Annotated in this window: 22 protein-coding genes and 1 pseudogene; 14 read left to right on the top strand and 9 right to left on the bottom strand. The window is 68.8% G+C overall.

What is annotated here, in order from left to right; all coding sequences use genetic code 11:
• Positions 1-63: 63 nt before the first annotated feature.
• Positions 64-1,461, bottom strand: a complete 1,398-nt coding sequence (lpdA, locus tag IM777_RS10560; RefSeq protein WP_194383307.1) for a dihydrolipoyl dehydrogenase — start codon at positions 1,459-1,461, stop codon at positions 64-66.
• A gap of 10 nt (positions 1,462-1,471) precedes the next feature.
• Positions 1,472-2,131, bottom strand: coding sequence for a copper resistance CopC family protein (locus tag IM777_RS10555; protein ID WP_228480758.1), 660 nt, complete (start codon positions 2,129-2,131; stop codon positions 1,472-1,474).
• A gap of 141 nt (positions 2,132-2,272) precedes the next feature.
• On the opposite strand from IM777_RS10555, the gene IM777_RS10550 reads away from it, so the two are divergent.
• The 3 genes from IM777_RS10550 (at position 2,273) to IM777_RS10540 (ending at position 4,103) form a co-directional block, all read left to right on the top strand.
• Positions 2,273-2,776 (top strand): FHA domain-containing protein, encoded by a 504-nt coding sequence (locus tag IM777_RS10550; protein ID WP_194383306.1) that lies wholly within the window; start codon positions 2,273-2,275, stop codon positions 2,774-2,776.
• Entirely contained in the window at positions 2,776-3,468 is a 693-nt protein-coding gene (gene ftsR / locus IM777_RS10545; protein ID WP_071043694.1) for a transcriptional regulator FtsR, read from the top strand. Before IM777_RS10550 ends, ftsR begins: the two co-directional genes overlap by 1 nt.
• 89 nt (positions 3,469-3,557) lie before the next feature.
• Positions 3,558-4,103 (top strand): MerR family transcriptional regulator, encoded by a 546-nt coding sequence (locus IM777_RS10540; RefSeq protein WP_071043693.1) that lies wholly within the window; start codon positions 3,558-3,560, stop codon positions 4,101-4,103.
• A 4-nt stretch (positions 4,104-4,107) separates the two neighbouring features.
• On the opposite strand, the gene IM777_RS10535 is transcribed toward IM777_RS10540, so the two are convergent.
• The 3 genes and pseudogenes from IM777_RS10535 to IM777_RS10525 form a co-directional block, all read right to left on the bottom strand.
• Complete coding sequence (locus IM777_RS10535; RefSeq protein ID WP_228480757.1) at positions 4,108-4,704, bottom strand: glycosyltransferase; 597 nt, start codon at positions 4,702-4,704, stop codon at positions 4,108-4,110.
• A gap of 248 nt (positions 4,705-4,952) precedes the next feature.
• Positions 4,953-5,312 (bottom strand): annotated as a pseudogene (locus IM777_RS17595) (glycosyltransferase); the annotation flags it as partial.
• Positions 5,313-5,336: 24 nt separating this feature from the next.
• Entirely contained in the window at positions 5,337-6,146 is an 810-nt protein-coding gene (locus IM777_RS10525; RefSeq protein ID WP_071043691.1) for a ParA family protein, read from the bottom strand.
• A gap of 70 nt (positions 6,147-6,216) precedes the next feature.
• Between IM777_RS10525 and IM777_RS10520 the strand changes: the two genes are divergently transcribed.
• Genes IM777_RS10520 through def form a run of 3 tightly spaced genes read left to right on the top strand, consistent with a single transcriptional unit; the run spans position 6,217 to position 11,733 of the window.
• Positions 6,217-9,624 (top strand): pyruvate carboxylase, encoded by a 3,408-nt coding sequence (locus tag IM777_RS10520; RefSeq protein WP_194383304.1) that lies wholly within the window; start codon positions 6,217-6,219, stop codon positions 9,622-9,624.
• 44 nt (positions 9,625-9,668) lie between these two features.
• On the top strand, positions 9,669-11,240 hold the full coding sequence (locus IM777_RS10515; protein WP_194383303.1) for a MinD/ParA family ATP-binding protein: 1,572 nt from the start codon (positions 9,669-9,671) through the stop codon (positions 11,238-11,240).
• Between the two features lies 1 nt (position 11,241).
• Positions 11,242-11,733 (top strand): peptide deformylase, encoded by a 492-nt coding sequence (gene def / locus IM777_RS10510; protein ID WP_194383302.1) that lies wholly within the window; start codon positions 11,242-11,244, stop codon positions 11,731-11,733.
• Between the two features lie 46 nt (positions 11,734-11,779).
• Here the strand turns inward: def and IM777_RS10505 are convergent, their stop codons facing one another.
• Complete coding sequence (locus IM777_RS10505) at positions 11,780-13,606, bottom strand: AMP-dependent synthetase/ligase (RefSeq protein WP_194383301.1); 1,827 nt, start codon at positions 13,604-13,606, stop codon at positions 11,780-11,782.
• 190 nt (positions 13,607-13,796) lie between these two features.
• Here IM777_RS10505 and IM777_RS10500 point away from each other — a divergent pair, with 190 nt between their 5' ends.
• The 3 genes from IM777_RS10500 to IM777_RS10490 are packed head-to-tail and all read left to right on the top strand — an operon-like array spanning position 13,797 to position 16,768.
• The gene (locus tag IM777_RS10500) at positions 13,797-14,732 is read left to right on the top strand and encodes an ROK family protein (protein ID WP_194383300.1); all 936 of its coding nucleotides are present in this window, start codon (positions 13,797-13,799) and stop codon (positions 14,730-14,732) included.
• 2 nt (positions 14,733-14,734) lie between these two features.
• Positions 14,735-15,421, top strand: coding sequence for a lysophospholipid acyltransferase family protein (locus IM777_RS10495; protein ID WP_071043686.1), 687 nt, complete (start codon positions 14,735-14,737; stop codon positions 15,419-15,421).
• Between the two features lie 9 nt (positions 15,422-15,430).
• Positions 15,431-16,768, top strand: coding sequence for a class II 3-deoxy-7-phosphoheptulonate synthase (locus IM777_RS10490; RefSeq protein WP_194383299.1), 1,338 nt, complete (start codon positions 15,431-15,433; stop codon positions 16,766-16,768).
• Positions 16,769-16,781: 13 nt separating this feature from the next.
• Here the strand turns inward: IM777_RS10490 and pknB are convergent, their stop codons facing one another.
• Positions 16,782-18,719: a Stk1 family PASTA domain-containing Ser/Thr kinase gene (gene pknB / locus IM777_RS10485; RefSeq protein WP_194383298.1), complete on the bottom strand. Its 1,938-nt coding sequence runs from the start codon at positions 18,717-18,719 to the stop codon at positions 16,782-16,784.
• A 77-nt stretch (positions 18,720-18,796) separates the two neighbouring features.
• The gene (locus tag IM777_RS10480) at positions 18,797-19,795 is read right to left on the bottom strand and encodes a LysM peptidoglycan-binding domain-containing protein (protein WP_419538874.1); all 999 of its coding nucleotides are present in this window, start codon (positions 19,793-19,795) and stop codon (positions 18,797-18,799) included.
• A 205-nt stretch (positions 19,796-20,000) separates the two neighbouring features.
• On the opposite strand from IM777_RS10480, the gene IM777_RS10475 reads away from it, so the two are divergent.
• Positions 20,001-20,327, top strand: coding sequence for an Rv2175c family DNA-binding protein (locus tag IM777_RS10475; protein WP_071043682.1), 327 nt, complete (start codon positions 20,001-20,003; stop codon positions 20,325-20,327).
• A gap of 8 nt (positions 20,328-20,335) precedes the next feature.
• Here the strand turns inward: IM777_RS10475 and IM777_RS10470 are convergent, their stop codons facing one another.
• Complete coding sequence (locus IM777_RS10470) at positions 20,336-21,430, bottom strand: polyprenyl synthetase family protein (protein ID WP_194383297.1); 1,095 nt, start codon at positions 21,428-21,430, stop codon at positions 20,336-20,338.
• Positions 21,431-21,499: 69 nt separating this feature from the next.
• Between IM777_RS10470 and IM777_RS10465 the strand changes: the two genes are divergently transcribed.
• The 4 genes from IM777_RS10465 (at position 21,500) to ftsL (ending at position 24,140) form a co-directional block, all read left to right on the top strand.
• A complete protein-coding gene (locus IM777_RS10465; RefSeq protein WP_071043680.1) occupies positions 21,500-21,877 on the top strand; it encodes a DUF3040 domain-containing protein in 378 nt (125 codons plus the stop codon).
• 206 nt (positions 21,878-22,083) lie between these two features.
• A complete protein-coding gene (mraZ, locus tag IM777_RS10460) occupies positions 22,084-22,515 on the top strand; it encodes a division/cell wall cluster transcriptional repressor MraZ (protein WP_194383296.1) in 432 nt (143 codons plus the stop codon).
• Positions 22,516-22,581: 66 nt separating this feature from the next.
• The gene (gene rsmH, locus IM777_RS10455; RefSeq protein WP_390178711.1) at positions 22,582-23,571 is read left to right on the top strand and encodes a 16S rRNA (cytosine(1402)-N(4))-methyltransferase RsmH; all 990 of its coding nucleotides are present in this window, start codon (positions 22,582-22,584) and stop codon (positions 23,569-23,571) included.
• The gene (gene ftsL, locus IM777_RS10450; protein ID WP_071043677.1) at positions 23,568-24,140 is read left to right on the top strand and encodes a cell division protein FtsL; all 573 of its coding nucleotides are present in this window, start codon (positions 23,568-23,570) and stop codon (positions 24,138-24,140) included. Before rsmH ends, ftsL begins: the two co-directional genes overlap by 4 nt.

The following is a 24,140-nucleotide window of genomic DNA, read 5'->3' as shown; positions in this document are numbered from 1 at the left end:
CCGTCCCGCGCACCACACGGGGAAGGTGCGGAGCCCGAGGCCTCCGCACCTTCTTCCGTGAGGTCAGATGTTGATCATGTGACCCGCGATGCCGTGGAAGGCCTCCTGGAGCGCCTCGGAGAGCGTCGGATGCGTGTGCACGTTGCGGGCTGCTTCGAGAGCGGTGAGATCCCACTTCTGCGCGAGCGTCAGCTCCGGCAGGAGCTCGGAGACGTCGGGGCCGATCATATGGGCCCCGAGGAGCTCGAGGTGTTCGCCGTCGGCGACGACCTTGACGAACCCGACGGCCTCGCCGAGCCCGTTCGCCTTGCCGTTGGCACTGAACGGGAACTTCGCGACCTTGACGTCGTATCCTTCGTCGCGTGCCTGCTGCTCGGTGAGCCCGAAGCTGGCGACCTGCGGCGAGCAGAACGTGGCGCGCGGCATCATGCGGTAGTCCCCGAGAGCCATCGTCTCCGCTCCGGCGATGGTCTCGGCCGCCACGACGCCCTGGGCTTCGGCGACGTGGGCGAGCTGCAGCTTCGCGGTGACGTCACCGATCGCGTAGATGTGGGGCACGCTGGTGTGCATGTAGTCGTCGATCTCGATGGCGCCGCGCTCTGTCAGCTTCACCCCGGTCTTGTCAAGACCGTATCCCTCGACGTTGGGGGCGAACCCGATCGACATGAGAACCTTGCCGGCGTCGATGGAGCCTGCGGCGCCGTCTTTGCCCGTGTAGGCCACGGTGACCTTGTCGCCGTGGTCGGTGATCGACTCGACCTTGGTGGAGGTGAGGATCTCGACCCCGAGCTTCTTGTACTGGCGAGCGATCTCCTTGGAGACCTCGGCGTCCTCGTTCGGCAGGGCGCGGTCGAGGAACTCGATGATGGTGACCTTGACGCCGTAGTTCGTCAGCACGTAGGCGAACTCCATGCCGATGGCGCCGGCGCCGACGATCGCGATCGACTCGGGCAGATCGCGGGCGAGGATCTGCTCTTCGTAGGTGACGACGTTCTCGCTGAGCTCGACACCCGGCAGCAGGCGCACCGTCGACCCGGTGGCGATGATCGCGTTGTCGAAGGTGACGCGCTCCGACGACCCGTCGCTGGTCGCGACCTCGATGGTGTTCGCGTCGACGAACGTGCCGCGACCGTCGTACTCGGTCACCGAGTTCTTCTTCATCAGGTAGTGGATGCCCTTGACGTGCGTCTCGGCCACCTTGCGGCTGCGATCCCACGCCGCGCCGAAGTCGAACGACACGTCGCCCGAGATGCCGAACAGGTCGGCCTTGTGGGTGAAGGTGTGGGCGAGGTCGGCGTTGCGAAGCAGCGCCTTCGAGGGGATGCAGCCGACGTTCAGGCAGACACCGCCCCAGTACTTCTCTTCGATGATCGCGACGGACTTGCCGAGCTGGGATGCGCGCACGGCCGCGACGTACCCGCCGGGACCCGCGCCGAGGATGACGACGTCGTAGTGAGGCATGACCCCAAGCCTATCGCTCGGCGGGTCCGGCGGATCGCGGCCCGGACTCGGGCGAACCCGGCTCGCTCGGCGGTGTGCGGCGGCGCGTTGCGACGAGGTACACGACCGCGGCGATGATGGCGATCGCGATGATCCCGCTGATGACCCACGGGACACTCGGCGAGACGTCCGATGCAGGCGCCGGGGTCTCCGTCGGCGAAGGTTCGACCGTCTGCGTCGGGGCCGGGGTGGACTCCGTGGTCGTCGCGGTCGGAGTCGGCGTGGGTGTCGGCTGAGGTTCGGCCACCTGGAAGGAGTACTCGCCCGAGATCGGGTGACCGTCCGACGAGACGACCTTCCACTGCACCGTGATCGTGCCGGTGGCTGCATCCATGAGCGGCTGCGTCACGGTGGTCTCGACCACCTCGGGCTCGCCATCGGTCAGGGATGCGCCGTCGGCGTCCATGACCGCCACCTCGGTCGCGCCGGGCTCGGTCGACAGCACGCCGCTGAAGGTCAGGGTGAGCTGGTCGGGGAGCACCTCGACCGTGCTGTCGGCGTCGGGATCTGTGGAGATGAGCTCGTCGTGAGCGTGCGCGGGGGTCGCCACGAACACCGCCGCGGCGGCGAGGAGCACGGCGGTCAGGGCGGTGAGGAGGATGCGGAGTCGGCGGGCGATCGAATACGTCACCCGCCCGAGACTACCCGCGGGTTCCGGACTCGACACGGCGGGGCGTTTCTGAGTAGTTTCGAGTACCCCCCTTCGCGCACCGAGCGCGGTTTTCGGGGGTGCCGATCGGCTACGCTGGGTCATCGGAGAGGGAGGACCACCGTGGAGGAATACCGCCGCCCGGAACCGGACGACATTCACCGGGCCGGACGACCGGGTGACGCCGCCGACCGGCCCGCATCGAACGACACCACCCAGACGTTCGGGCACGATTCCGATCTGTCCTATGTTCCCTTCGGCAGCGAATTGAGCGAGACCGAGCTCGAGGCGATCGAAGCGCTCCCGACGGGTTCCGCACTGCTGCTGGTGCGATCCGGACCCACCGCGGGGGCGCGTTATCTGCTCGATTCCGATGTCACCACCGTCGGTCGCCATCCCGAAGCAGACATCTTCTTCGACGATGTGACCGTCTCACGTCGTCACGCGGAGATCACCCGCTCGGGCAGTGTCTTCGAACTCGTCGATCAGCGCTCCTTGAACGGCACCTACGTCAACGGCGAACGAGCGGACCGAGCGCGGCTCGACAACGGCGCCGAGGTGCGGGTCGGCAAGTTCCGTTTGAACTTCTTCGTGTCTCCGGCAGACCTGCCGGCCACGGAAGCCTGATGGCTCCCGCATCAGCCCGCGAACGCACGCCGTCCGCGGGCCTTCTGAGCATCGGCCAGGTGCTCGCGCGACTCGCCCCGGACTTTCCGAACCTCACCTCCAGCAAGCTGCGATTCCTGGAGGTCCAGGGCATCGTCACACCGGTGCGCACGGAGTCCGGCTACCGCAAGTTCTCCCACGACGACGTCGAGCGTCTTCGCCTCGCCCTCACGCTCCAGCGCGACCATTACCTGCCGCTGAGCGTGATCCGCGACTATCTCGTGGAGCTCGACGCCGGGCGTGAGCCGGCCCCGCCGACCTCGGTCAATGCGGCACCGATCGTCGCCGGACCGCGCCGGTACCGCCGCGAGGAGCTGTTGTCCGTGACGGGGTGCCCCGCTCAGCTGCTCAACGACGCGATCGGCACCGGCGTCGTCCACGGGGCCGAGACCTACTCCGAGCAGACGGTGACGCTCCTGAAGTCGCTGGTGGCTCTGCACCGGCACGGCATCGAGCCGAGGCACGTGCGCGCGCTGCGGCAGGGTGCCGAGCGTGATGCTGCGCTGATCGAGTCGGCGCTGGCTCCGCTGCTGCGCCGCACCGATGCGGCATCCCGCGGGCGTGCGGGTGAGATCGCCCCCGAGCTCGCGCGTCGACTCGACGAGATGCGCGGGGTCTACCTGCGCGCCGCCCTCGATCGACTGCTGACCTGAGCGACACGCCGAGCGCGAGGAGCGGATGTCGTTGCCCGTCGCGCTCGGCTGATCTAGCGTTGGGGATAACCGATCGGGAGGAGATGCGGATGGGCGCATTCGAGGCGAGTGGCGAACCCGCTTTCGTGACCGATCTGCTCTTCACCGACGGTCTGCCTCAGATGGACGACGAGGTCGGGTACCGCGGAGCCGTCGCCGCCCGCGCGGCCGGGATCACCTATCGACAGCTCGACTACTGGGCACGCACCGAACTGGTCGAGCCCACCGTGCGCGGCGCATCCGGATCGGGTTCGCAGCGGCTCTACGGCTTCCGCGACATCCTCGTCCTCAAGCTCGTCAAACGACTGCTCGACACCGGCATCTCGCTCCAGCAGATCCGCACGGCTGTCGAGCAGCTGCGTGCCGCCGGCATCCGTGACCTGACCGGCACCACCCTCATGAGCGATGGGGCCTCGGTCTACCTCTGCACCTCGAGCGACGAGGTGATCGACCTCGTCAGTCGCGGTCAGGGCGTGTTCGGGATCGCGGTGGGCAAGGTGCTGCGGGAGGTCGAGTCGACTCTCGTCGAGTTCGACCCGCAGGTGCCCGATCAGATGGATGAGCTCGCGGCGCGTCGCGCGGCCCGCACCGCGTGATCGATCACCGTCCCGTCCCGACGATCCCCTCGAGAACATCGACGGCTTTACCCGTGCCGTCCTCGGCGAGCATGCGCTCGGCAGCGGCACCGACAGCGGTGCGATAGGTATCCAGGCCCGCCAGCGCGTGACGCGCGCGTCGGGTGGTCAGTCGTGACGCGCGGATCGGCGTGGGCCCGAGGTGGTCGGCCGCGAGGCGGGCACCCCAGAAGGGCTGGTCTGCGATGAAGGGCACGATGACCGAGGGCACGCCGGCGGCGACAGCGGTGTGCACCGTGCCGACTCCGCCGTGGTGGATCGCGGCTCGCACCCGCGGCAGGACGGTGCGGTGGTCGACGGCTTCGCGCACGAGCACATCGGGTCCGACCATATCGGCGTCGACGGCGAGACCGCCGAGTCCGGTGGCGACGAGCACGCGACCCCCGAGGTCCCGCGCGGCATCGACGACCGCGCGGCCACGCTGGGACGCACCCGCGGCCGCCATCGATCCGAAGCCGGCGTAGATCCTGCGTCGAGGAACTCGGTGAGCTCGGGATCGTCGGGGGTCGGCGTCGGTGACGCCGTCGTCCAGGGACCGGTCATCACCGTGGTCGCCGGCCAATCGCGCGGTCGTGACAGGATGCCCGCGCTGACGGGCACGAGGTGAGCCGCCGCGGCGGAGTGGTGACGAGGGCGTCGGGAGAGTCCGAGCTCCGCCGCCGCCGCATCCAGCTCAGCCGAGAACATCCGTTCGCCGGCGACCGTGGCGGCGTAGGTGAGACGGTTGAGCGGGCCGAAATCCACGGAGACGGTCCCGGCCGCCGGGAACTCGCGCGTCGGTGTCATGGCGGGCACCAACTCCGCGACGACGTGCGGGATGCCGAGGGTGTCGGCCGCCATCGCGGCCGAGAGCACTTTGGGGTGGGAGACGACGACATCGGGACCGACCTCGCGGACGGCGCGCGCCGCGCCGACGAGGACGGCCCGCATGAGCGGGCGGATCACCGTGCGCAGCGAGCGCATCGCCGCGATCGGAGAGACACCCTGCGTGCGGATCACCTCGGTGAAGTCGGCACCGAGTGACAGCGTCTCGAGGTCCGATGCGTCGGCGCCTGACGCGTCGGGTAGCGCGACGACAGCGTCGTGTCCCTGCCGACGGAGTCTGCGCGCGAGTGCGAGGAAGGGCTCGATGTCACCGCGCGATCCCGCGGTGACCAGCAGCGCTCTCATCGGCCGCGAATCAGATCCGGCGGCTCAGGAGGCGCCCTGCGCGGGGGCCGGGATGCGGCCGATCCGCATGACGCGATCCAGCAGCGCGTCGAAGTCGGCGGCGAGTTCCTGCGCGGAGTCGCCCGGCCAGATGTGCAGCGGCTTCGCGGCGCCCTGCGCCTGCTGGAGCGACGTGCGTTCGGGCAGCTGGGGAGAGAGGACCAGCGGTCCGAACATGTCGCGCAGTTCCTTGATGCGGAACTGGTGCTCGATCGACTGGGGGCGCACGCGGTTGACGACGATGCCGAGCGGCTGCAGCCGCGGGGAGAGGCCGCGGCGGATCTCCTCGATCGCACGAAGCGCCCGGTCGGCGGCTGCGACCGAGAACAGGCCGGGCTCGGTGACGACCACGACGCGGTCGCTGGCCGCCCACGCGGTACGCGTCAGGGCGTTGAGCGACGGTGCACAGTCGATCAGCACGAGGTCGTACTCGGCCTCGATCGTCGCGAGGGCCTCCTCGAGCTTCCACACGTCTCGGACGCTCGGGTGCGGGCCGTCGAAGTTGATCGCCGACGGGCTGCCGATCATCACGTCGATCGTGCCGGGGTGCACCTTCGCCCAGCCGCTGGCGGTGATCGCCTGTTTGACGACCTTGTCCTTCGGATTGGCGAGGACGTCGGCCACGTTGAGGCGGCCCGCCACCTGGATGTCCATGCCCGTAGACACGTCGGACTGCGGGTCGAGGTCGACGACGAGGGTGCGAACGCCGCGGGCGAACGCAGCCGAGGCGAGCCCGAGGGTCACCGTCGTCTTTCCGACCCCGCCCTTGAGGGAACTGACGGAGAGTACGTGCACGAGGCACTACGTTACCGTCCCCTAGGCTGAGAGCACACTCGACCGATCCGCCATGCTCAGCGAGGTGCGCATGTTCCGAAAGATCCTGGTAGCCAATCGCGGTGAGATCGCCATCCGCGCTTTCCGTGCGGCGTTCGAACTCGGAGCGAGGACCGTCGCCGTCTTCCCGTATGAGGATCGCAACTCCCTGCATCGCCTGAAGGCCGACGAGGCCTATCAGATCGGAGAGCCCGGCCATCCCGTCCGTGCCTACCTCGATGTCGACGAGATCATCCGGGTCGCGAAGGAGTCGGGAGCCGACGCCATCTACCCGGGCTACGGCTTCCTGTCGGAGAATCCGGAGCTGGCGGAGAAGGCCGCGGCGAACGGCATCGTCTTCATCGGACCGCCGGCCCGGGTGCTCGAGATGGCCGGAAACAAGGTCACCGCGAAGGAGCACGCCATCGCCGCCAACGTGCCGGTGCTCCGCTCGACGCCCGCATCCGACGACGTCGACGTCCTGCTGGCGCAGGCCGACGACATCGGATTCCCGATCTTCGTGAAGGCGGTGGCCGGCGGAGGCGGCCGCGGCATGCGTCGCGTCGCGTCCCGGGAGGAACTCGCTCCCGCGATCGCCGAGGCGATGCGCGAGGCCGGCAGCGCATTCGGCGACGCTCGGGTCTTCCTCGAGCAGGCCGTCCAGCGCCCGCGCCATGTCGAGGTGCAGGTTCTCGCCGACAAGTCCGGACACACGGTCCATCTGTTCGAGCGCGACTGTTCGGTGCAGCGTCGTCATCAGAAGGTGATCGAGATCGCGCCCGCGCCGAATCTCGACCCCGAGGTGGCGGCAGCGCTGCACGCCTATGCGATCGCGTTCGCCAAGTCCATCGACTACGAGAACGCCGGGACGGTGGAGTTCCTCCTGGAGACGGCCGGTCCGCGCGCGGGGGAGGTCGTGTTCATCGAGATGAACCCTCGCATCCAGGTCGAGCACACCGTCACGGAAGAGGTCACCGACGTCGACCTCGTGCAGTCTCAGATGCGCATCGCCTCGGGCCAGTCGCTCGACGACCTCGGTCTCGCGCAGGATCGGATCCACCTTCGGGGTGCTGCGCTCCAGTGCCGCATCACCACCGAGGATCCGACGCAGGGATTCCGTCCCGACACCGGGAAGATCACGACCTACCGTTCCCCGGGAGGGGCGGGCATCCGACTGGATGGCGGCACGACCGCGGCCGGTGCTCAGATCAGCCCGCACTTCGACTCGATGCTGTCCAAGCTCACGTGTCGGGGGCGCGATTTCGGGGCCGCGGTCCTGCGCGCGCGTCGCGCTCTCGCCGAGTTCCGCATCCGCGGCGTCTCCACGAACATCCCCTTCCTGCAGGCGGTGCTCGACGATTCCTCCTTCATCGCCGGTGACATCAGCACGTCGTTCATCGACGAGCGCCCGGAGCTGCTGAAGGGGCGGGAATCGAAGGATCGCGGAACGAAGATCCTCAACTGGCTGGTCGACACCACGGTCAACAAGCCGCATGGCTCGAATCCGGTCACCGTGGAGCCGCGTCAGAAACTGCCCGGGATCGACCTGGGGTCTGCCGCCCCTGCCGGGTCGCGACAGCGACTGCAGGAGCTCGGCCCCGAGGGGTTCGCGCGAGCACTGCGCGCGCAGACCGCTCTCGGCGTGACGGACACGACCTTCCGCGACGCGCATCAGTCCCTGCTCGCCACGCGCGTGCGCACCAAGGATCTTCTGGGCGTCGCACCCTACGTCGCCCGCATGACGCCGCAGCTGCTGTCGGTGGAGGCGTGGGGCGGGGCCACCTACGACGTCGCCCTGCGCTTCCTCAGCGAGGACCCCTGGGAGCGCCTGGAGAAGCTGAGGGTGTCGCTGCCCAACGTCGCCATCCAGATGCTGCTGCGAGGTCGCAACACGGTCGGCTACACGCCGTACCCCACAGAGGTGACGGACGCATTCGTCCAGGAGGCGGCGACCGCGGGCATCGACGTCTTCCGCATCTTCGACGCCCTCAACGACGTCGCACAGATGCGCCCCGCGATCGACGCGGTGCTCGCGACCGGCACGGGAATCGCCGAGGTCGCCGTCTGCTACACCGGTGACCTGCTCAATCCGGCAGAGGATCTCTACACTCTCGACTACTACCTCGGGCTCGCCGATCAGATCGTCGAGGCGGGTGCCCACGTTCTGGCGATCAAGGACATGGCGGGGCTGCTCCGCCCCGCCGCCGCGGCGAAGCTCGTGTCGGCACTGCGTGAGCGCTTCGATCTCCCGGTGCACGTCCACACGCACGACACGGCGGGTGGGCAGCTCGCGACCCTGCTCGCCGCCAGCGCCGCCGGAGCCGACGCCGTCGACGCCGCCGCCGCTCCCATGTCGGGCACGACGAGCCAGCCGTCTCTGTCGGCCCTGGTGGCCGCGCTCGCCCACACCGAGCGAGACACGGGCTTGGAGCTCGACGCGGTGAACGACCTCGAACCCTACTGGGAGGCGGTCCGCAACCTCTACGCGCCGTTCGAATCAGGGCTGCCGGGACCGACGGGGCGCGTGTACCACCACGAGATCCCGGGCGGGCAGCTGTCGAACCTGCGCCAGCAGGCGATCGCGCTGGGACTGGCGGAGGACTTCGAGCTCATCGAAGACATGTACGCGGCCGCGAACGCGATCCTCGGGCGCGTCCCCAAGGTCACCCCGTCGTCGAAGGTCGTCGGCGACCTGGCACTGCACCTGGCCGCTGTCAAAGCCGATCCGGCCGACTTCGAAGCGCACCCCGAGAAATACGACGTGCCGGATTCCGTCGTCGGATTCATGGCGGGCGAGCTCGGAGATCTTCCGGGCGGCTGGCCGGAGCCGTTCCGCTCGAAGGTGCTGCACGGGCGCGAGGTGAAGACGGGGGTCACCCCCCTCACCGACACCGAGACGAAGGCGCTGGCGGGGTCGTCCGACGAACGACGTCGCGCGCTCAATGCGCTGCTCTTCCCGGCGCCGACCCGGGCGTTTGAGCAGTCCCGCGAGGTGTTCGGCGATCTCAGCGTGCTCGACACGGCCGACTACCTCTACGGCCTCGAACCGGGCGCCGAGCACGTCGTCGAGATCGACCGCGGCGTGAAGCTGTTCGTGGGCCTGGAAGCCATCGGCGAGGCCGATGACAAGGGCATGCGCACGGTCATGACCACCCTCAACGGACAGCTGCGCCCCGTCTTCGCACGGGACCGCAGCATCACCGTCGAGACGCATCAGGCCGAGAAGGCCGACACGTCGCGACCGGGCCAGGTCGCCGCGCCGTTCTCGGGTGTCGTCACGCTCAAGGCCGCCGTCGGCGATACGGTCTCAGCAGGTCAGCCGGTCGCGTCGATCGAGGCGATGAAGATGGAAGCGGCGATCACCGCGCCCGTCGACGGCGTGGTCGAGCGGCTCGCGGTCGCGGCGACGGCGCAGGTCGACGCGGGCGACCTTTTGGTCGTCATCCGGCCCGCGGGATAGCCTGGACGGCGCGCGATCGCGCGTGAGAACCCCAGGAGTACCCCGTGAGCCCCGATCAGCATGACCACTCGCCGGACGACGAGGCGGCCGAAAACGCCGTCCTCGACGATGGCGGGAACCTCGACACGCATGCCATCGGGCTGCTCGGCACGTCGACACAGCAGGTGTCGGTCTCGCTGCCGGTCGATCGCGACGACGATGACGAAGACGTCATCGATGATGAGCTTCCCGTGTCCGGTGAGGTTGCCGCGCCCGCCGGTACGGCGGCGTCGGAAGCCCTCGAGGAGGACGACGAGATCGTCGAGGGCCACCTCGAGACCGGAGAACAGCCGTCGGTGACCGTGGATGCCGACGTGCATATCGCCGAGATCGTCACCGACGCGGCGGACGACGTCGAGGACGGGCCGGCGCTCGTCGAGCCCGCACGCGATGACCTCCCCAGCCGCGACGAGAGCGGGCCTGAGGCGGGCGCCGCACCGCCGACGACCTCGGCCGCGACCGACCCGGCGCCGACGGTCCCCAGAACGGGATCGGTGCCGACGACGCGGCGTGAGGCGCAGCATCCGGGGGAGACGCGCGCCCTCGATCGCGGCGAAGGCGGCGACCGCGTCACGACGCGAGCAGACATCACCCTGTCGTCCAAGCGCCTCGGCGAGTTCGAGCCGGATCGCGAGACCGCGGACCTGCTCACCGCCGACCGGCTGCTCGACCGCACGCAGCTGTCGCGTCCCGAGCCCGAGGGATACTGGCAGCAGCTGATCTACGCGCTCTCGGGCCGGCGGATCAACCTCGGCGACAGCCGGAAGGCTCAGGCCCGGAAGGGGCTCGACCGCCGGATCGGGGCGCCGCTGCCCGGTGCCGCCCGTTTCGTCCCCGTCGTCTCACGCAAGGGCGGAGTGGGCAAGACCACCGTCACCGCGTTGCTGGGGATGGCGCTGGCCGACGCGCGCGACGACCGCGTCATCGCCGTCGATGCCAACCCCGATCGCGGCACGCTCGCCGACCGCATCGGCCGGACAGGCGGACGGACCGTCCGAGACCTCGCCCGCGTGCGCGGCGAGGTGTCGGGATACAGCGACATCTCGGCCATCGTCGCCCGAGACGAGACGCGCCTCGACGTCCTCGCGTCCGATTCGGACCCGCAGGTCTCGGAGGCGTTCAGCGGACGCGATTATCACGACGTCGCGAGTCTCGCCGCCCACTACTACTCGATCGTGCTGACCGACACCGGCACCGGCATCGTGCATTCGGTCATGGGAGCCACGCTCGAACTCGCCGACCAGCTCGTGCTCGTCGCGGGGCTGAGCGTCGACGAAGCGCGCCTCGCGTCCGAGACGCTCACCTGGCTCGAGACGAACGGCTATGCCGACCGCGTGCGGAACGCCGTCGTGGTGCTCAACAGCGGTCGCCCGGGCGCCCCGCTCGTGCAGCTGGACCAGCTCGACGCGCACTTCCGCACGCGCGTGCGGGCGGTGGTGCGCATGCCGTACGACGCCCACATCGCGACCGGATCCTCGATCGTGTTCCGCGATCTGAACGCCGCCACCCGGCACGCCGCACGCGAGCTCGCCGCGGTCGTGGTGGAGGGCCTGCGGACCGCGACGGCGGCTGCCTGACATGGCCGTGCGCGCGATCCGCGTCTTCGGCGATCCCGTGCTGCGCGCTCCGAGCGCGACGATCGAGGTCATCGACGACGGCGTCCGCTCCCTCGTACGGGATCTGCTGGACACCGTGGAGCTGCCAGGGCGCGCCGGTGTGGCGGCGCCCCAGATCGGCGTCGGTCTTCGCGCCTTCAGCTACAACATCGACGGGGACATCGGCTATCTCCTCAATCCGGAGATCGTGGAGGTGTCGGGAGAGCCGGAGTACATCGGCGAAGGATGTCTGTCGGTTCCCGGACTCTGGCACGACGCGCTCCGCTACCCGCATGCGGCAGCCCGCGGTATCGACCTCGATGGACGCGAGGTCGTCGTCGAGGGCGAAGGCCTCATGGCCCAGGCGCTGCAGCACGAGACCGACCATCTGGACGGAAAGCTCTACCTCAGTCGGCTGACCCCCGAGTCCCGCAAGGTCGCGATGCGGCAGATCCGCGAATCGGAGTGGTTCTGACGATTCCGGTGCCGGCTGCCCCGAGGGCACCGGAATCGCCTTCGCGTCAGGTCAGCGAGACGTTGGTCGTGTTCACCGGCACGGCGTAGATCTCGTCGATCTCGGTGGCGAAGTCGCTCATGATCACGTTGCGCTTGATGCTCATCTTCGGAGTGAGATGACCTGACGCCTCGGTCCATTCGGTGGCGAGGATGGTGAACTTGCGAATCGACTCGGCGCGGGACACGAGGGTGTTGGCGTGGTCGATGGCCTTCTGCACCTCGGCACGCACCGCGTCGTTCTTCGCTGCGTCTTCGAGGGGCATGTCCGCGGGCAGGCCGTTGTTCGACAGCCAGGTCGGAAGCATCTCGGGATCGAGCGTGACCAGCGCGGAGATGAACGGCTTCTGATCGCCGACGACGACCACCTGGCCGATGATCGGATTGGCGCGGATCGGGTCCTCCAGAGCGGCCGGGGCGACGTTCTTGCCACCGGCGGTGACGATGATCTCCTTCTTGCGCCCCGTGATGGCCAGGCAGCCGTCGCTATCGAACGTGCCGATGTCGCCGGTGCGGAACCACTCGCCGTCGAATGCGGTGGCCGTGGCCTCCGGGTTGCGCCAGTACTCCTTGAACACGTTGACGCCCTTGACCTGGATCTCGCCATCGTCGGCCAGACGCACACCGACACCCGGGATGACCGGGCCGACGGTGCCGATTTTCATCTGCTGGGTCGTGTTGACCGTGGCCGGCGCCGTGGTCTCGGTGAGCCCGTAGCCCTCGAGGATCACGACCCCCAGGCTGTGGAAGAAGTGACCGAGCCGCGGACCCAGCGGGGCCGACCCCGACACCGCGTAGATGACCCTGCCGCCCATGGCGTCGCGGAGCTTGCTGTAGACGAGCTTGTCGAACAGACGGAACTTCAGGCGCAGGCCGAGCGGAATCTTGCGACCCTCCTGCTCGAGCTTCGAGTGCTCGATGGCTGTTTCCGCGGCGGCGTGGAAGATCTTGCCCTTTCCACCGGCTTCGGCCTTCTGCTCGGCCGAGTTGTAGACCTTCTCGAACACGCGAGGGACGGCCAGCAGATACGTCGGCTTGAAGGACCCGAGGGCGGGAAGCAGCTGCTTGGTGTCGGGCTGGTGCCCCGTCTTCACACCGGCGTGCACGTTGAGGATCGAGATGAAGCGCGCGAACACGTGAGCGGTCGTGATGAACAACAGGGTCGAGGCGCCGGGGGTGGTGAGCACATCGTTGAGCGCCACGAAGCAGTTGCGGGACAGCTCCACGAAGTTGCTGTGGGTGAGCACGCAGCCCTTGGGGCGGCCCGTCGACCCCGACGTGTAGATGAGGGTGGCGATGTCATCCCCGTTCGCGAGGTTCCGACGGCGCTCGATCTCGTCGTCTTCGACACCGGTGCCCTCGGAGACCATGCGGTCCAGGTCGCCGGCGTGCATCGCCCACACCGATCGGATGAGGGGGAGGTCGCCTCGGACCTCTTCGAGCCGCGCGGCGTGGTCCTCCGATTCCACGATGCACGCGACCGCTCCGGAGTCGGCGAGGTTCCAGGCGATCTGCGACGACGACGACGTCTCGTAGATCGGAACCATCACGGCGCCGGCGAAGAACAGCGCGAAGTCCACAAGCGTCCAGTCGTACGTGGTTCGCGCGATGAATCCGACCTTGTCGCCGGGTTCGATGCCGGCCGCGACGAGGCCCTTCGCGAGGGCGATGACCCGCTCATGGAACTGCGCGGCGGTGATGTCGCGCCAGCCGGAACCGTCCGGAACTGCGAAGAGAGCGCGGTTCGGCGTCTCTTTCACACGTTCGACGAGGAGGTCTGTGATGTTCGCGTCGGGATCGGCGGGAACGACGGCGGGGATAGTGAACTCGGTCACGGCAACTCCTTTGGTACCGGCTGCGGTTTCGGTGGTCGGGTGTGAATCGAGTCTAACTGAGCGGGGTCTTCCTCTCGCGGGATTCCGCGCGGATGAGCCCGCACAGGACGCGCACCTCGCCCGCGGGAGAGCGCCCGCCCTACTAGAGTGGTTGCGCCGTCGCGCCAGCGCTCGGCCGGAAGGGAAGACGTTGCTCAAGGTCGGCATCGACATCGGTGGCACGAAGATCGCAGGAGGCGTCGTCGACGCCGAAGGACGCATCGTCGAAAAGCTCCGCGTGGCCACACCCGTCGACACGGCCTCGCTCGCCGACGCCGTCGTCGACATGGCGCGACACTTCGGGCAGAGTCATGACGTCGCCGCCGTCGGCGTGGCCGCCGCGGGTTTCATCGACCGGAACCGCGAGCTCGTGCTGCACGCACCGAACATCGCCTGGCGCAATGAGCCGCTGAAGGCGACTCTCGCCTCGCGCATCGACGTGCCCGTGACGATCGAGAACGACGCCAACGCCGCAGGGTGGGGCGAGTTCCGCTTCGGTGCCGGTCGCGACGTCGAGAACATGACGATGCTGACGATGGGCACCGGCGTCGGGGGAGCGGTCGTCGTCGACGGTGCGCTCCTCATGGGCGGCCACGGCATCGCCGGTGAACTCGGACACATCCGCTTCATCCGGGATGGACGACCCTGCGGGTGCGGGCAGAAGGGCTGCCTCGAGCAGTATGCATCCGGTCGAGCGCTCCAGCGCGAAGCGGAGGAGATCGCCGACGACGACGCCGGCATAGGTGCGGGACTGGCGGCGCTGCGCCTCGAGACGGGTGCTCTGAAGGGACCGGCGATCTCGCGCCTCATCCTGGCGGGGGATCTTGGTGCGATCGAGGCGCTGCGGCGTGTCGCGACGGCACTCGGTGAGGCGTGCGGCGGGTTCCAGGCCGTTCTCGATCCGGAGCTGTTCGTGATCGGCGGAGGCGTCGCGCAGCTGGGCGAAGACCTGCTGGGACCGATGCGCGAGGCGTACCGCACGGCCGTCCCGGGTTACGGCGACCGTCCGGTGGCGGAGTTCGCCGTCGCGCAGCTGGGCAACGACGCGGGTCTCATCGGCGTCGCCGACCTGGCGGAGGTCGGCTGACGGTGTTCTACTGGCTGATGAAGTACGTGGTCATCGGGCCCGTCGTCAAGGCCGTCTTCCGGCCCTGGATCGTCGGCCGCCGCAACGTCCCCTCGCAGGGTGCGGCCATCCTCGCCAGCAACCACCTGTCCTTCGCCGACTCCATCTTCCTGCCGCTGATGATCGACCGCCCGGTGTCGTTCCTCGCCAAGAGCGACTACTTCACCGGCAGAGGGCTGCGCGGCTGGGCGACCCGGGTCTTCTTCAAGGCGACCGGTCAGCTTCCCATCGATCGTTCCGGCGGCAAGGCCTCCGAGGCATCGCTCAACACCGGACTGCAGGTGCTCGGTCGGGGCGACCTGCTCGGGATCTATCCGGAGGGGACGCGCAGCCCCGACGGGCGCCTCTACCGCGGCCGAACCGGCATCGCTCGGATGGCCCTGGAAGCGCACGTCCCCGTGGTGCCCGTCGTGATGGTCGACACCGACACCATGATGCCGATCGGTCGCCGGATCCCGCGGGTCGTCCGGGTGGGCGTCGTGATCGGCGAGCCGCTGGACTTCTCGCGTTTCGAAGGGATGGAGAGCGATCGCTACATCCTGCGCTCCATCACGGACGAGATCATGGTCGCCCTGCAGCGCCTGGGGGAGCAGCGTTACGACGATGTCTACGCTTCGACCGTGAAAGATCGCCTCGTCAAGCGCGGCTAGACTTGCCTGGTGCTCCAGCAGCTAGACTCCCTCGACCACTGGCGGACCCTACCGATCAAGCAGCAGCCGGCGTGGCCCGACGCCGCCGCCGTCGCTGCGGTCTCGGACGAGATCGCCGGACTTCCGCCGCTCGTCTTCGCCGGCGAGGTCGATCTGCTGCGCGAGCGACTCGCGGGGGCTGCCGCGGGCGAGGCGTTCCTGCTGCAGGGCGGCGACTGCGCGGAGACTTTCGCCGGGGCCACCGCCGAGCAGATCCGCAATCGCATCAAGACCGTGTTGCAGATGGCGGTCGTGCTCACCTACGGCGCCTCGATGCCCATCGTGAAGATGGGGCGCATGGCGGGGCAGTTCGCCAAACCGCGTTCGAAGGACACCGAGACGCGCGGTGACGTGACGCTGCCGGCGTACCGGGGCGACATCGTCAACGGGTACGACTTCACCGAGGCCTCTCGCACGGCCGATCCGGGGCGACTGCTGCGCGGTTACCACACCGCCGCATCGACGCTGAACCTCATCCGGGCGTTCACGCAGGGGGGATTCGCCGACCTTCGAGAGGTGCACAGCTGGAACAAGGGGTTCGCGCAGAACCCCGCCAACCAGCGCTACGAGCGCCTCGCGACCGAGATCGACCGCGCGATCAAGTTCATGGAGGCGGCGGGAGCCGACTTCGACGAGCTGCGCCGCGTGGAGTTCTACACCGGCCACGAGGGCCTCCTCATGGACTACGAGCGGCCGATGACCCGCATCGACTCTCGGACGGCGACGCCGTACAACACGTCGTCCCACTTCCTCTGGATCGGCGAACGCACCCGCGAGCTCGACGGCGCGCACGTCGACTACTTCTCGAAGATCCGCAACCCGATCGGCGTGAAGCTCGGCCCGTCGACCTCGCCAGACGTGGCGCTGGCGCTCATCGACAAGCTCGACCCCGAGCGCGAGCCGGGCCGCCTCACCTTCATCACGCGAATGGGCGCGGGAAAGATCCGCGACGCGCTTCCTCCGCTCCTCGAAGCGGTGAAGGATTCCGGTGCGCGGCCGCTGTGGGTCACCGACCCGATGCACGGCAACGGCATCACCACGCCGACCGGCTACAAGACGCGTCGTTTCGACGACGTCGTCGACGAGGTGCGGGGATTCTTCGAAGCGCACCGCGCCATCGGCACCCACCCGGGCGGCATCCACGTCGAGCTGACCGGCGATGACGTCACGGAATGCCTGGGTGGCTCGGAGATGATCGAGGAAGCCACCCTCGCCACGCGCTACGAGTCGCTGTGTGATCCGCGCCTGAACCACATGCAGTCGCTGGAGCTGGCCTTCCTCGTCGCCGAGGAGCTCGAGAAGCGCTGACCCGCCCCGGCGATCAGCCGGTGACGGTGATCTGCAGGGTGACGGTCGTTCCCTGCACCCGCATGCTCGACCCCTCGGGATCCTGCGCGGTGACCTCGGTGACCGCGTCGGGCCAGACATTCCAGAGGGCGGAGTAATTCACCTCGAAGCCCTCAGCGCGCAGCGCGTCCGCGGCGGCATCCCGTGTCATGCCGACCACGTCGGGCACCGGGAACAGGGGAGGGCCACTGGAGACCACGAGGTTGGTGCGGTCGCCGGGTCGCCACCATCCGCCGCCCTCACGGTCGGTCATGTAGAGCACGCGGCCCTCGGCGATCTCGGTGCTGGACTCCTGCGCCACGGAGGCGACGTCGATCCCCGCGGCCTCGAGAGTCGCGCGGGCGTCGGCCTCGGTCATGTCGCGCACTGACGGCAACGGTCCGAGCGAGACGCGAAGGCTCGCACTGTCGCCTTCGTTGACTGTGCACTCCTCGCCGCACTCGACGGGGTCGCCGCCGCCACGCGGCGTCACGACGACACCGACGACGACGCCCTCGTCCGCATCGGTGTAGAAGGTCTGATTCTCTCCGACGTCGATGCGAGACGCGTCGAGCTGCGCCCTGACATCGGTCTCCGGCTGCCCGTTGAGTCCCGTGAGGGCGACCTCGGCCGGGCCCAGCGAGACGAGCACCGTCACCTCGGTGTCTTTGTCCACACGCGCGCCGGCCTCCGGCTCGGTGTCCACGATCAGTCCGCTGTCGACCTCGAGGCTGAACACGCCCTCCTCGACCCCGGTGAGCGACTCCTCGGCGAGGGCACCCTGCGCCTGATCGAAGGTCAGACCGCTGAGGTCGGGTACCGCCACCTGTGAGCCGGGCCCCGACCCGAACCACCATCCGGCGGCTCCGGCGAGTGCTGTCAGGATGACGACGACGCCGAGCAGCCAGGCTCCCTTTCGCGACCGGCGCTTGGAGGCCTGTCGCAGCCGTGACGTGTTGTCGACGTCTTCGGCCAGATCCGTCGGACCGGTGACGGCTGCCGGAAGGACCTTCGTGAGCTCTCCGGATGCACCGCTCTCATCGCGGGTGACGCCGGTGTCGACGGTGCGGGCGACCTGCGGCGTCACGCCCAGCTCGCGCTCGATCTCGCGCAGGCGCTCCAGCATCTCCCGGGCGTCGAGCGGGCGATCATCGGGCAGCTTCTCGGTCGACCACAGCACGAGCTCGTCGAGCTGTTCGGGCACACCGGGGTTCTTGACGCTGGGGCGGGGCACGGAGTCGGTGGCGTGCTGATAGGCGATCTGCATCGGCTGCTCGCCTTTGTAGGGCTGCTCGCCGGCGAGCATCTCGTAGAGCACGATGCCGAGGGCGTAGATGTCGCTGCGGGCGTCCGCGGTGCCCCGGGTGACGAGCTCCGGCGCGAGGTAGGCGATCGTGCCGAGCAACTGCGCGCCGGTCGCGGTGTTGGCCGTCGTCGCTCGCGCCAGGCCGAAATCGCCGATCTTGATGCGGCCGTCTTCGGCCAGGAGGACGTTCTCGGGCTTGACGTCTCGATGGACGATCCCGGCACGGTGCGCCGCCGCCAGGCCGGACAGGATGGCGTCCATGATCGAGATCGCCTGCGGCACGGTCAGTCGTCGCTGCTCTTTGAGGAGCTCCCGCAGGGTGATGCCCGGCAGGTACTCCATGACCAGGTAGGCCATGTCGCCGTCCTGGCCCTGGTCGAAGACGTTGACCACGTGGGGGTCGGCCAGCCGCGCGGCGGCGCGAGCCTCCTGGATGAATCGGCTCTGGAAGACCGAGTCATCGCTCAGATGCCCGTGCATCACCTTCAGGGCGACGCGGCGCTCCAGTCGCAGGTCGGTGGCGACGTACACTGTGGCCATGCCGCCTCGCGCGATGCGAGCACGCACGCGGTATCTGCTGTCGACCAGACGGCCGATCAGCGGATCCGTCTGCTGACTCGTGCTCACGTTCAGAGTCTACGGATGAGCACCTGGGAGCTCCGGTGCGCCGCACCGGCCGATCGGAGTCCGATCCTCACGCGTCGTCAACCGTGAGCGGCGAGCCACGCTTCGGCCGGAGCCTCCCACCGGGCGTATCGATCGGGGTAGGCGGAGATCTGCACCGCCTGCGCGGCATCGGCGAACGACATCGACTCCCATCCGGGGATGTCGAGAAGACCGCGCGTCGCGTAGTCGTTGGGGTCGTCGGCGCCGCCGAAGAAGGCGAGCGTCGCATAGCGCCGGTCGAGGATCTGAGCGGCGGAGCCCCAGCCGGTGCTGGGTCGCTGCTGGAAGAGCCCGAGCGAGTCGCGGTCGCCCCAATCGAGGTTCCGCAGCCACGACTCCTGCATCGCCGTGCCCAGGGCGATGGTGATGCCGCGGTCGCTCACCCCGAGTTCGCGTCCGATCGAGATGATCAGCCGCGCGTTCTCGATCTGCTCGGCGTCGAGCGACGAGTCGACGGACTGCTCGGCCGGCGTAGCGGATGCGGTGGCGGCCGCGGCAGTCATCGTCGGTGCCAGCGCCAGCGTCTGACCGGGGTAGATGATGGAATCCCGCTGCAGCCCGTTCGCCGCCAGCAGCGCGTCGACCGTGGTGCCGTGCTTCTGGGCGATGGCGAAGACCGTGTCACCCGCGGTGACGGTGTGGGTGCCGCCGGAGTCGGACGCCGCCGGGGGAGTGGATGGTTCGCTCAGCGCAGTCAGCACGATCTCCTGTCCCGGGTGGATCACGCTGGACCATCCGAGCCCGTTCAGGCGGAGCACGTCGTCGGTGCGAAGGCCGTGAGCCGCCGCGATGGAGCTGACGGTGTCACCCGCGCGAACGACATAGCGCTGCGGGACGGAGGTTGCGGCGACAGCGGATGCGGTGGTCACGGACGCGGGTGCGGCGGGAAGCTTCGCTCCGCGTGCGAGGTGACCTCCTCCGGTGGACGTCGCCTCGGCGTGCGCCGGGGTCGCGGCGGCGATGATCGCCAGGGACCCGATGATCGCCATCGGGGTGGCCGCGCGCCGTGCCCGCGGCGTGGGCATGATGTCGCTGATGGTGCTCATGGGATCCCTCCGGTCGACGCAGCCACGCTGTCACGGTTGGAAACGGGAGTCAATCAAAGTGACACATGTGAAAGATGAGACTTCTGTTACCTTTGTCGACTCGTCGCGGTCGGGAGGGCCGTCTGCACTGGCCTGCGGTGCGGAAGAACCGGGTGCGGAATGAGATAGTGACATCGTGACTGTGGATGCTTCCCCGATGCCGACCGACTGGCTGACCCTCCCCGAGCTCGCCGAGGAGCTCGATGAGACGCTCGGGCGCGTCAAGCGCCTGCTCGATGAGTCGCACCTCGTGGCCTCGCGTCGTCATGGCGCGCCGCGCGTCCCGTCGCTGTTCGTGCTCGACGGCAGGCCGCTGTCCTCGCTGCGCGGAACGGTGATCGTGCTGCACGACGCGGGATTCGACGATGATGAGACCATCGATTGGCTGCTGGCGCCGGAGGACTCCATCGGAATGGCGCCGATCGAGGCTCTGCGCCTGGGCCGAAAGAGCGAGGTCCGTCGCGTCGCCCAGTCTCTGGCCTGAGCCTCGTCTCAGGTGGTGCGGATGCTCGCGGCCCGGGCGAGCTCCCGCAGCTGACTGACCGAGGCGTTGTCGAGCCGCGCCCCGGACAGGGCGCGGTCGGCGGCCCGGGCCCGCTCGGCGATGAGGGCCTCCACCCGGTCGAGTGCACCGGTGTCGGTGATCGTCTGCTGAAGGGCCGCGATCTGGTCCGCATCGAGCGTCGGGTCGCCGAGCATCTCATCGAGAAGACGTCGCGATCCCGAGGGAAGGGCCTCGCGTGCGTAGGCGATGAGAACGGTGCGCTTGCCCTCCCGGAGATCGTCCCCCGACGGTTTGCCCGTCGTCTCGGCATCGCCGAAGACCCCGAGGACGTCGTCGCGCAGCTGGAAGGCCATGCCCACGGGCAGGCCGAACGAGGCGAGTGCCGTCGTCTGCGCCTCGTCGGCTCCCGCGAGGGCCGCGCCGATGAGGAGGGGCTGGAGCATGCTGTAGCGGGCCGACTTCAGCTCCGCCACGCGCAGGGCACGGGTGGCGTGGGTGTCGTCCGGCTGGCTCGCCCACGCCGATTCCTCCGCGACGTCCAGGAACTGGCCGATCGTGACCTCGCGTCGCATCGTCGCGTACTCGCGACGTGTGCGGGTCGCGCGCCCGGGTTCGAGCTCGGAGAGCGCATCTTCGAGGAGGTCATCCGACCAGGCGACCAGGAGGTCGCCGAGGAGGAGGGCGCCGGATCGACCGAACGCGCGTGGGTCTCCCTGCCACCTCGCTCCGGCGTGGTGCGCTTCGAGCGCCCTGTGCGCCGCGGGGTGACCGCGCCGCATGTCGGAGTTGTCGATGATGTCGTCGTGCACCAAGGCTGCGGCGTGGAAGATCTCGAGCGCCGCGGCTGTCGCCAGCACGTGCTCGGGCATCTGGCGCCCGGGTGTCGTGGCGTCGACGACGGCGCGCCATCCGGCGACGCAGAACCGGGCGCGGAGGCGCTTCCCGCCGGCGACGGCGGCGGCCCCGGCATCGACGATGAGGGTCGCTTCGTCTCCCCACGCGTGAGCATCGCGGCGCTGAGCCGAGATGAACGTATCCAGTCGCTGGGAAATCACCTGAGTGAGGTCTGGAGCCGATGACACGGGCCTAGCCTAGTAATCGCCAGCCCGAGTAGAATGTCGGGAAGATAACAGCAGTCCAGAGGGGGATGCATGCCACTGTCCGAACAGGAGCAGCGTCTGCTCGATGAGATGGAACGCCATCTCATGCGCAACGAGGCTGACGTGGTCACCGCCCCCGAAGGCGGACGCTCCCTCAGCTATCGAAATATCGTCTACGGCACGATCCTCGTGCTGCTCGGTCTCGCCGGGCTGATCGTCGGGGTCGCCGTCCAGCTCATCGTCGTCGGCGTCATCGGCTTCGTCGTCATGCTCGGAGGCGTGGTGCTCGCCGTCACCCCGCTGCGTGGCGCCGCCGCGACGGGCGGATCCGTCAAGCCGAAAGCAGCGCCCTCGGCGCCGCGAGGGTCAGGTCCGTCCTTCATGGACCGCATGAACGACCGTTGGGATCGTCGACAGGGAGAGCGCTGACCTCTCCACCCTCCTCCACTTCTGAGAACACCGGCCTTCGGGCCGGTGTTTTTTTGTGCGCCCGCGGTCTCGGCGTGGTTCGGGACAACACCGGGATGTCCGCCATCGTGCGGAAATTGCGGCCGAAGTGATACAAAGTGGGGCAAAGTGGAGTAAAGTGGGGATCAACCTGGAGGGGCCGGACGAAGGTTGGGGGTGAGTGGCACATGCTGCTGGGCACGCACACTCCCAAGCTCGACGACAAGGGCCGCGTCATCCTTCCTTCCAAGTTCCGTGACGATCTCGGCGCCGGGGTCGTCGTCACCCGCGGGCAGGATCGCTGCCTCTACGTCTTCGCCACAGAGGAGTTCGAGCGTGTGCACGAGCGCATCCGCGAAGCGCCCCTCGCCAACAAGCAGGCCCGAGACTTCCTGCGCATGTTCCTGTCGGGAGCGAGCGCGGAAAAGCCCGACAGCCAGAACCGCATCACCATCCCGCCGCCGCTGCGCGCCTACGCGGGCCTCGAGAAGGAGCTGATCGTGACGGGTGTCGGTGCGCACGCCGAGATCTGGAACGCCGAGGCGTGGAACGCCTACGCCGAGAGCAACGAAGAGACCTACGCCGAAATGGAGCAGGAGGTGATCCCGGGCCTGTTCTGAGCCCTCTGCGCCGACTCCCAGCCGTTCAGCCCTGACACCACTTCCCCGGCGTCAGGTCAGGAACGGATGGGGATCAGCGAAGAGGGACCGGCCGTCGACATCATGGACGCGCGAGAGATCCACACCCCTGTCATGCTCGGCCGCTGCGTCGAGCTGCTCGCACCGGCGCTCCAGAAGCCGGGCGCGGTGCTGATCGACGGGACGCTCGGGATGGGAGGGCACTCCGAGGCCTTCCTTGAGCGGTTCCCGGATCTGCACCTCATCGGCCTCGACCGTGACCGGGACGCCCTCCGGATCGCTGGCGGGCGTCTGGAGCGGTTCTCGGACCGGACGACCCTCGTGCACACGGTCTACGACGATGTCGACACGGCGCTGAGCGAGGCCGGCGTCGACAGGGTCGACGGTATCCTCTACGACCTCGGCGTCTCGTCGCTCCAGCTCGACGTCGCCGATCGCGGATTCGCCTACGCGCAGGATGCGCCGCTGGACATGCGGATGGACCAGAGCATCGGGGTGACCGCTGCGGATGTCGTCGGGGAGTACGGCGAAGGCGACCTGCGCCGTATCTTCGAGCGATACGGCGAGGAGAAGCTGGCTGCGCGGTACGCGCGCGCAATCATCGCCGCGCGTGCCGACGCACCCATCGAACGCTCGGGACAGCTCGTGCAGATCCTGAGCGACGCGACGCCGGCCGCGGTCCAGCGTGCCGGGCATCCTGCCAAACGGGTCTTCCAGGCGCTGCGCATCGAAGTCAACGGCGAGCTCGCCGCGCTCGAGCGCGCGGTACCCGCCGCGATGGGCGCGCTGGCCGTCGGCGGTCGCATCGTGGTGCTGTCGTACCAGTCGCTCGAGGATCGGCTCATCAAGCGCGCATTCGCGGAGGCGACCGCTTCGACCGCCCCCGCCGGTCTTCCCGTGGAGCTGCCCGAGCACGCTCCCCGTTTCCGTCTGCTGGTCAAGGGTGCCGAACTCGCATCCGATGAAGAGCGTGCGCGCAACTCACGGGCGATCCCCGTGCGGTTGCGCGCCGCCGAACGAGTGAGGGAGGCACGATGAGCACCGCACCTGCCGTCAGCCCGCTGCGGCGCCCGATCGAGGCGCCCGAACGCCGACTCCACGTCGTCGCCGAGCCGGACCGCAAGCGTCGCCCGAAGCTGCTTTACGGAATGGTCGCCCTTCTCGGTGCGTTCGCGATCGCCGGAGCCCAGATGGCTCTGTCGGTGCTCACCACCCAGACCTCGTACGACATCGCCGAGCTCACGTCGCAGCAGCGGAACCTGACCTACGAGAAGCAGATCCTCACCGACGAGCTGGCCGGTCTCAGCTCCCCGCAGTACCTCGCCGCCAACGCGGCCGCGCTCGGCATGGTGATCGATGAGACGCCCGCCTACCTGCGCCTCAGCGATGGAGCGGTGATCGGTGCGAGCGAGGCCGCCGGCGCGGTGTCCACCGTCGACGCGATCGGCCGCGGCGCGGTCGAGAACGCGCTCATCTCCGAGACCCCGCTCGTCACGGCCCCTGACGCGACCATCGCCGGTGACCCCGTGACGGCGGAGGAGATGGGACTGCCCGCCGACACGCCGCTGCCCGTGACCGACGGTCTGCCCACACCTGCGACACGCTGA

The sequence above is a fragment of the Microbacterium luteum genome, from assembly GCF_015277875.1.
Taxonomy (GTDB): domain Bacteria; phylum Actinomycetota; class Actinomycetes; order Actinomycetales; family Microbacteriaceae; genus Microbacterium; species Microbacterium luteum.
The sequence above is the reverse complement of the archived record's forward strand: the minus strand, read 5'-3'. Positions and strand labels throughout refer to the sequence as shown.

Coding starts and splice junctions, on each gene's coding strand:
- ftsL (WP_071043677.1), top strand. CDS start 23,568: ATGAGCACCGCACCTGCCGTCAGCCCGCTGCGGCGCCCGATCGAGGCG.
- IM777_RS10465 (WP_071043680.1), top strand. CDS start 21,500: ATGCCACTGTCCGAACAGGAGCAGCGTCTGCTCGATGAGATGGAACGC.
- rsmH (WP_390178711.1), top strand. CDS start 22,582: ATGGGGATCAGCGAAGAGGGACCGGCCGTCGACATCATGGACGCGCGA.
- IM777_RS10540 (WP_071043693.1), top strand. CDS start 3,558: ATGGGCGCATTCGAGGCGAGTGGCGAACCCGCTTTCGTGACCGATCTG.
- IM777_RS10475 (WP_071043682.1), top strand. CDS start 20,001: ATGCCGACCGACTGGCTGACCCTCCCCGAGCTCGCCGAGGAGCTCGAT.
- lpdA (WP_194383307.1), bottom strand. CDS start 1,461: ATGCCTCACTACGACGTCGTCATCCTCGGCGCGGGTCCCGGCGGGTAC.
- IM777_RS10520 (WP_194383304.1), top strand. CDS start 6,217: ATGTTCCGAAAGATCCTGGTAGCCAATCGCGGTGAGATCGCCATCCGC.
- mraZ (WP_194383296.1), top strand. CDS start 22,084: ATGCTGCTGGGCACGCACACTCCCAAGCTCGACGACAAGGGCCGCGTC.
- def (WP_194383302.1), top strand. CDS start 11,242: ATGGCCGTGCGCGCGATCCGCGTCTTCGGCGATCCCGTGCTGCGCGCT.
- ftsR (WP_071043694.1), top strand. CDS start 2,776: ATGGCTCCCGCATCAGCCCGCGAACGCACGCCGTCCGCGGGCCTTCTG.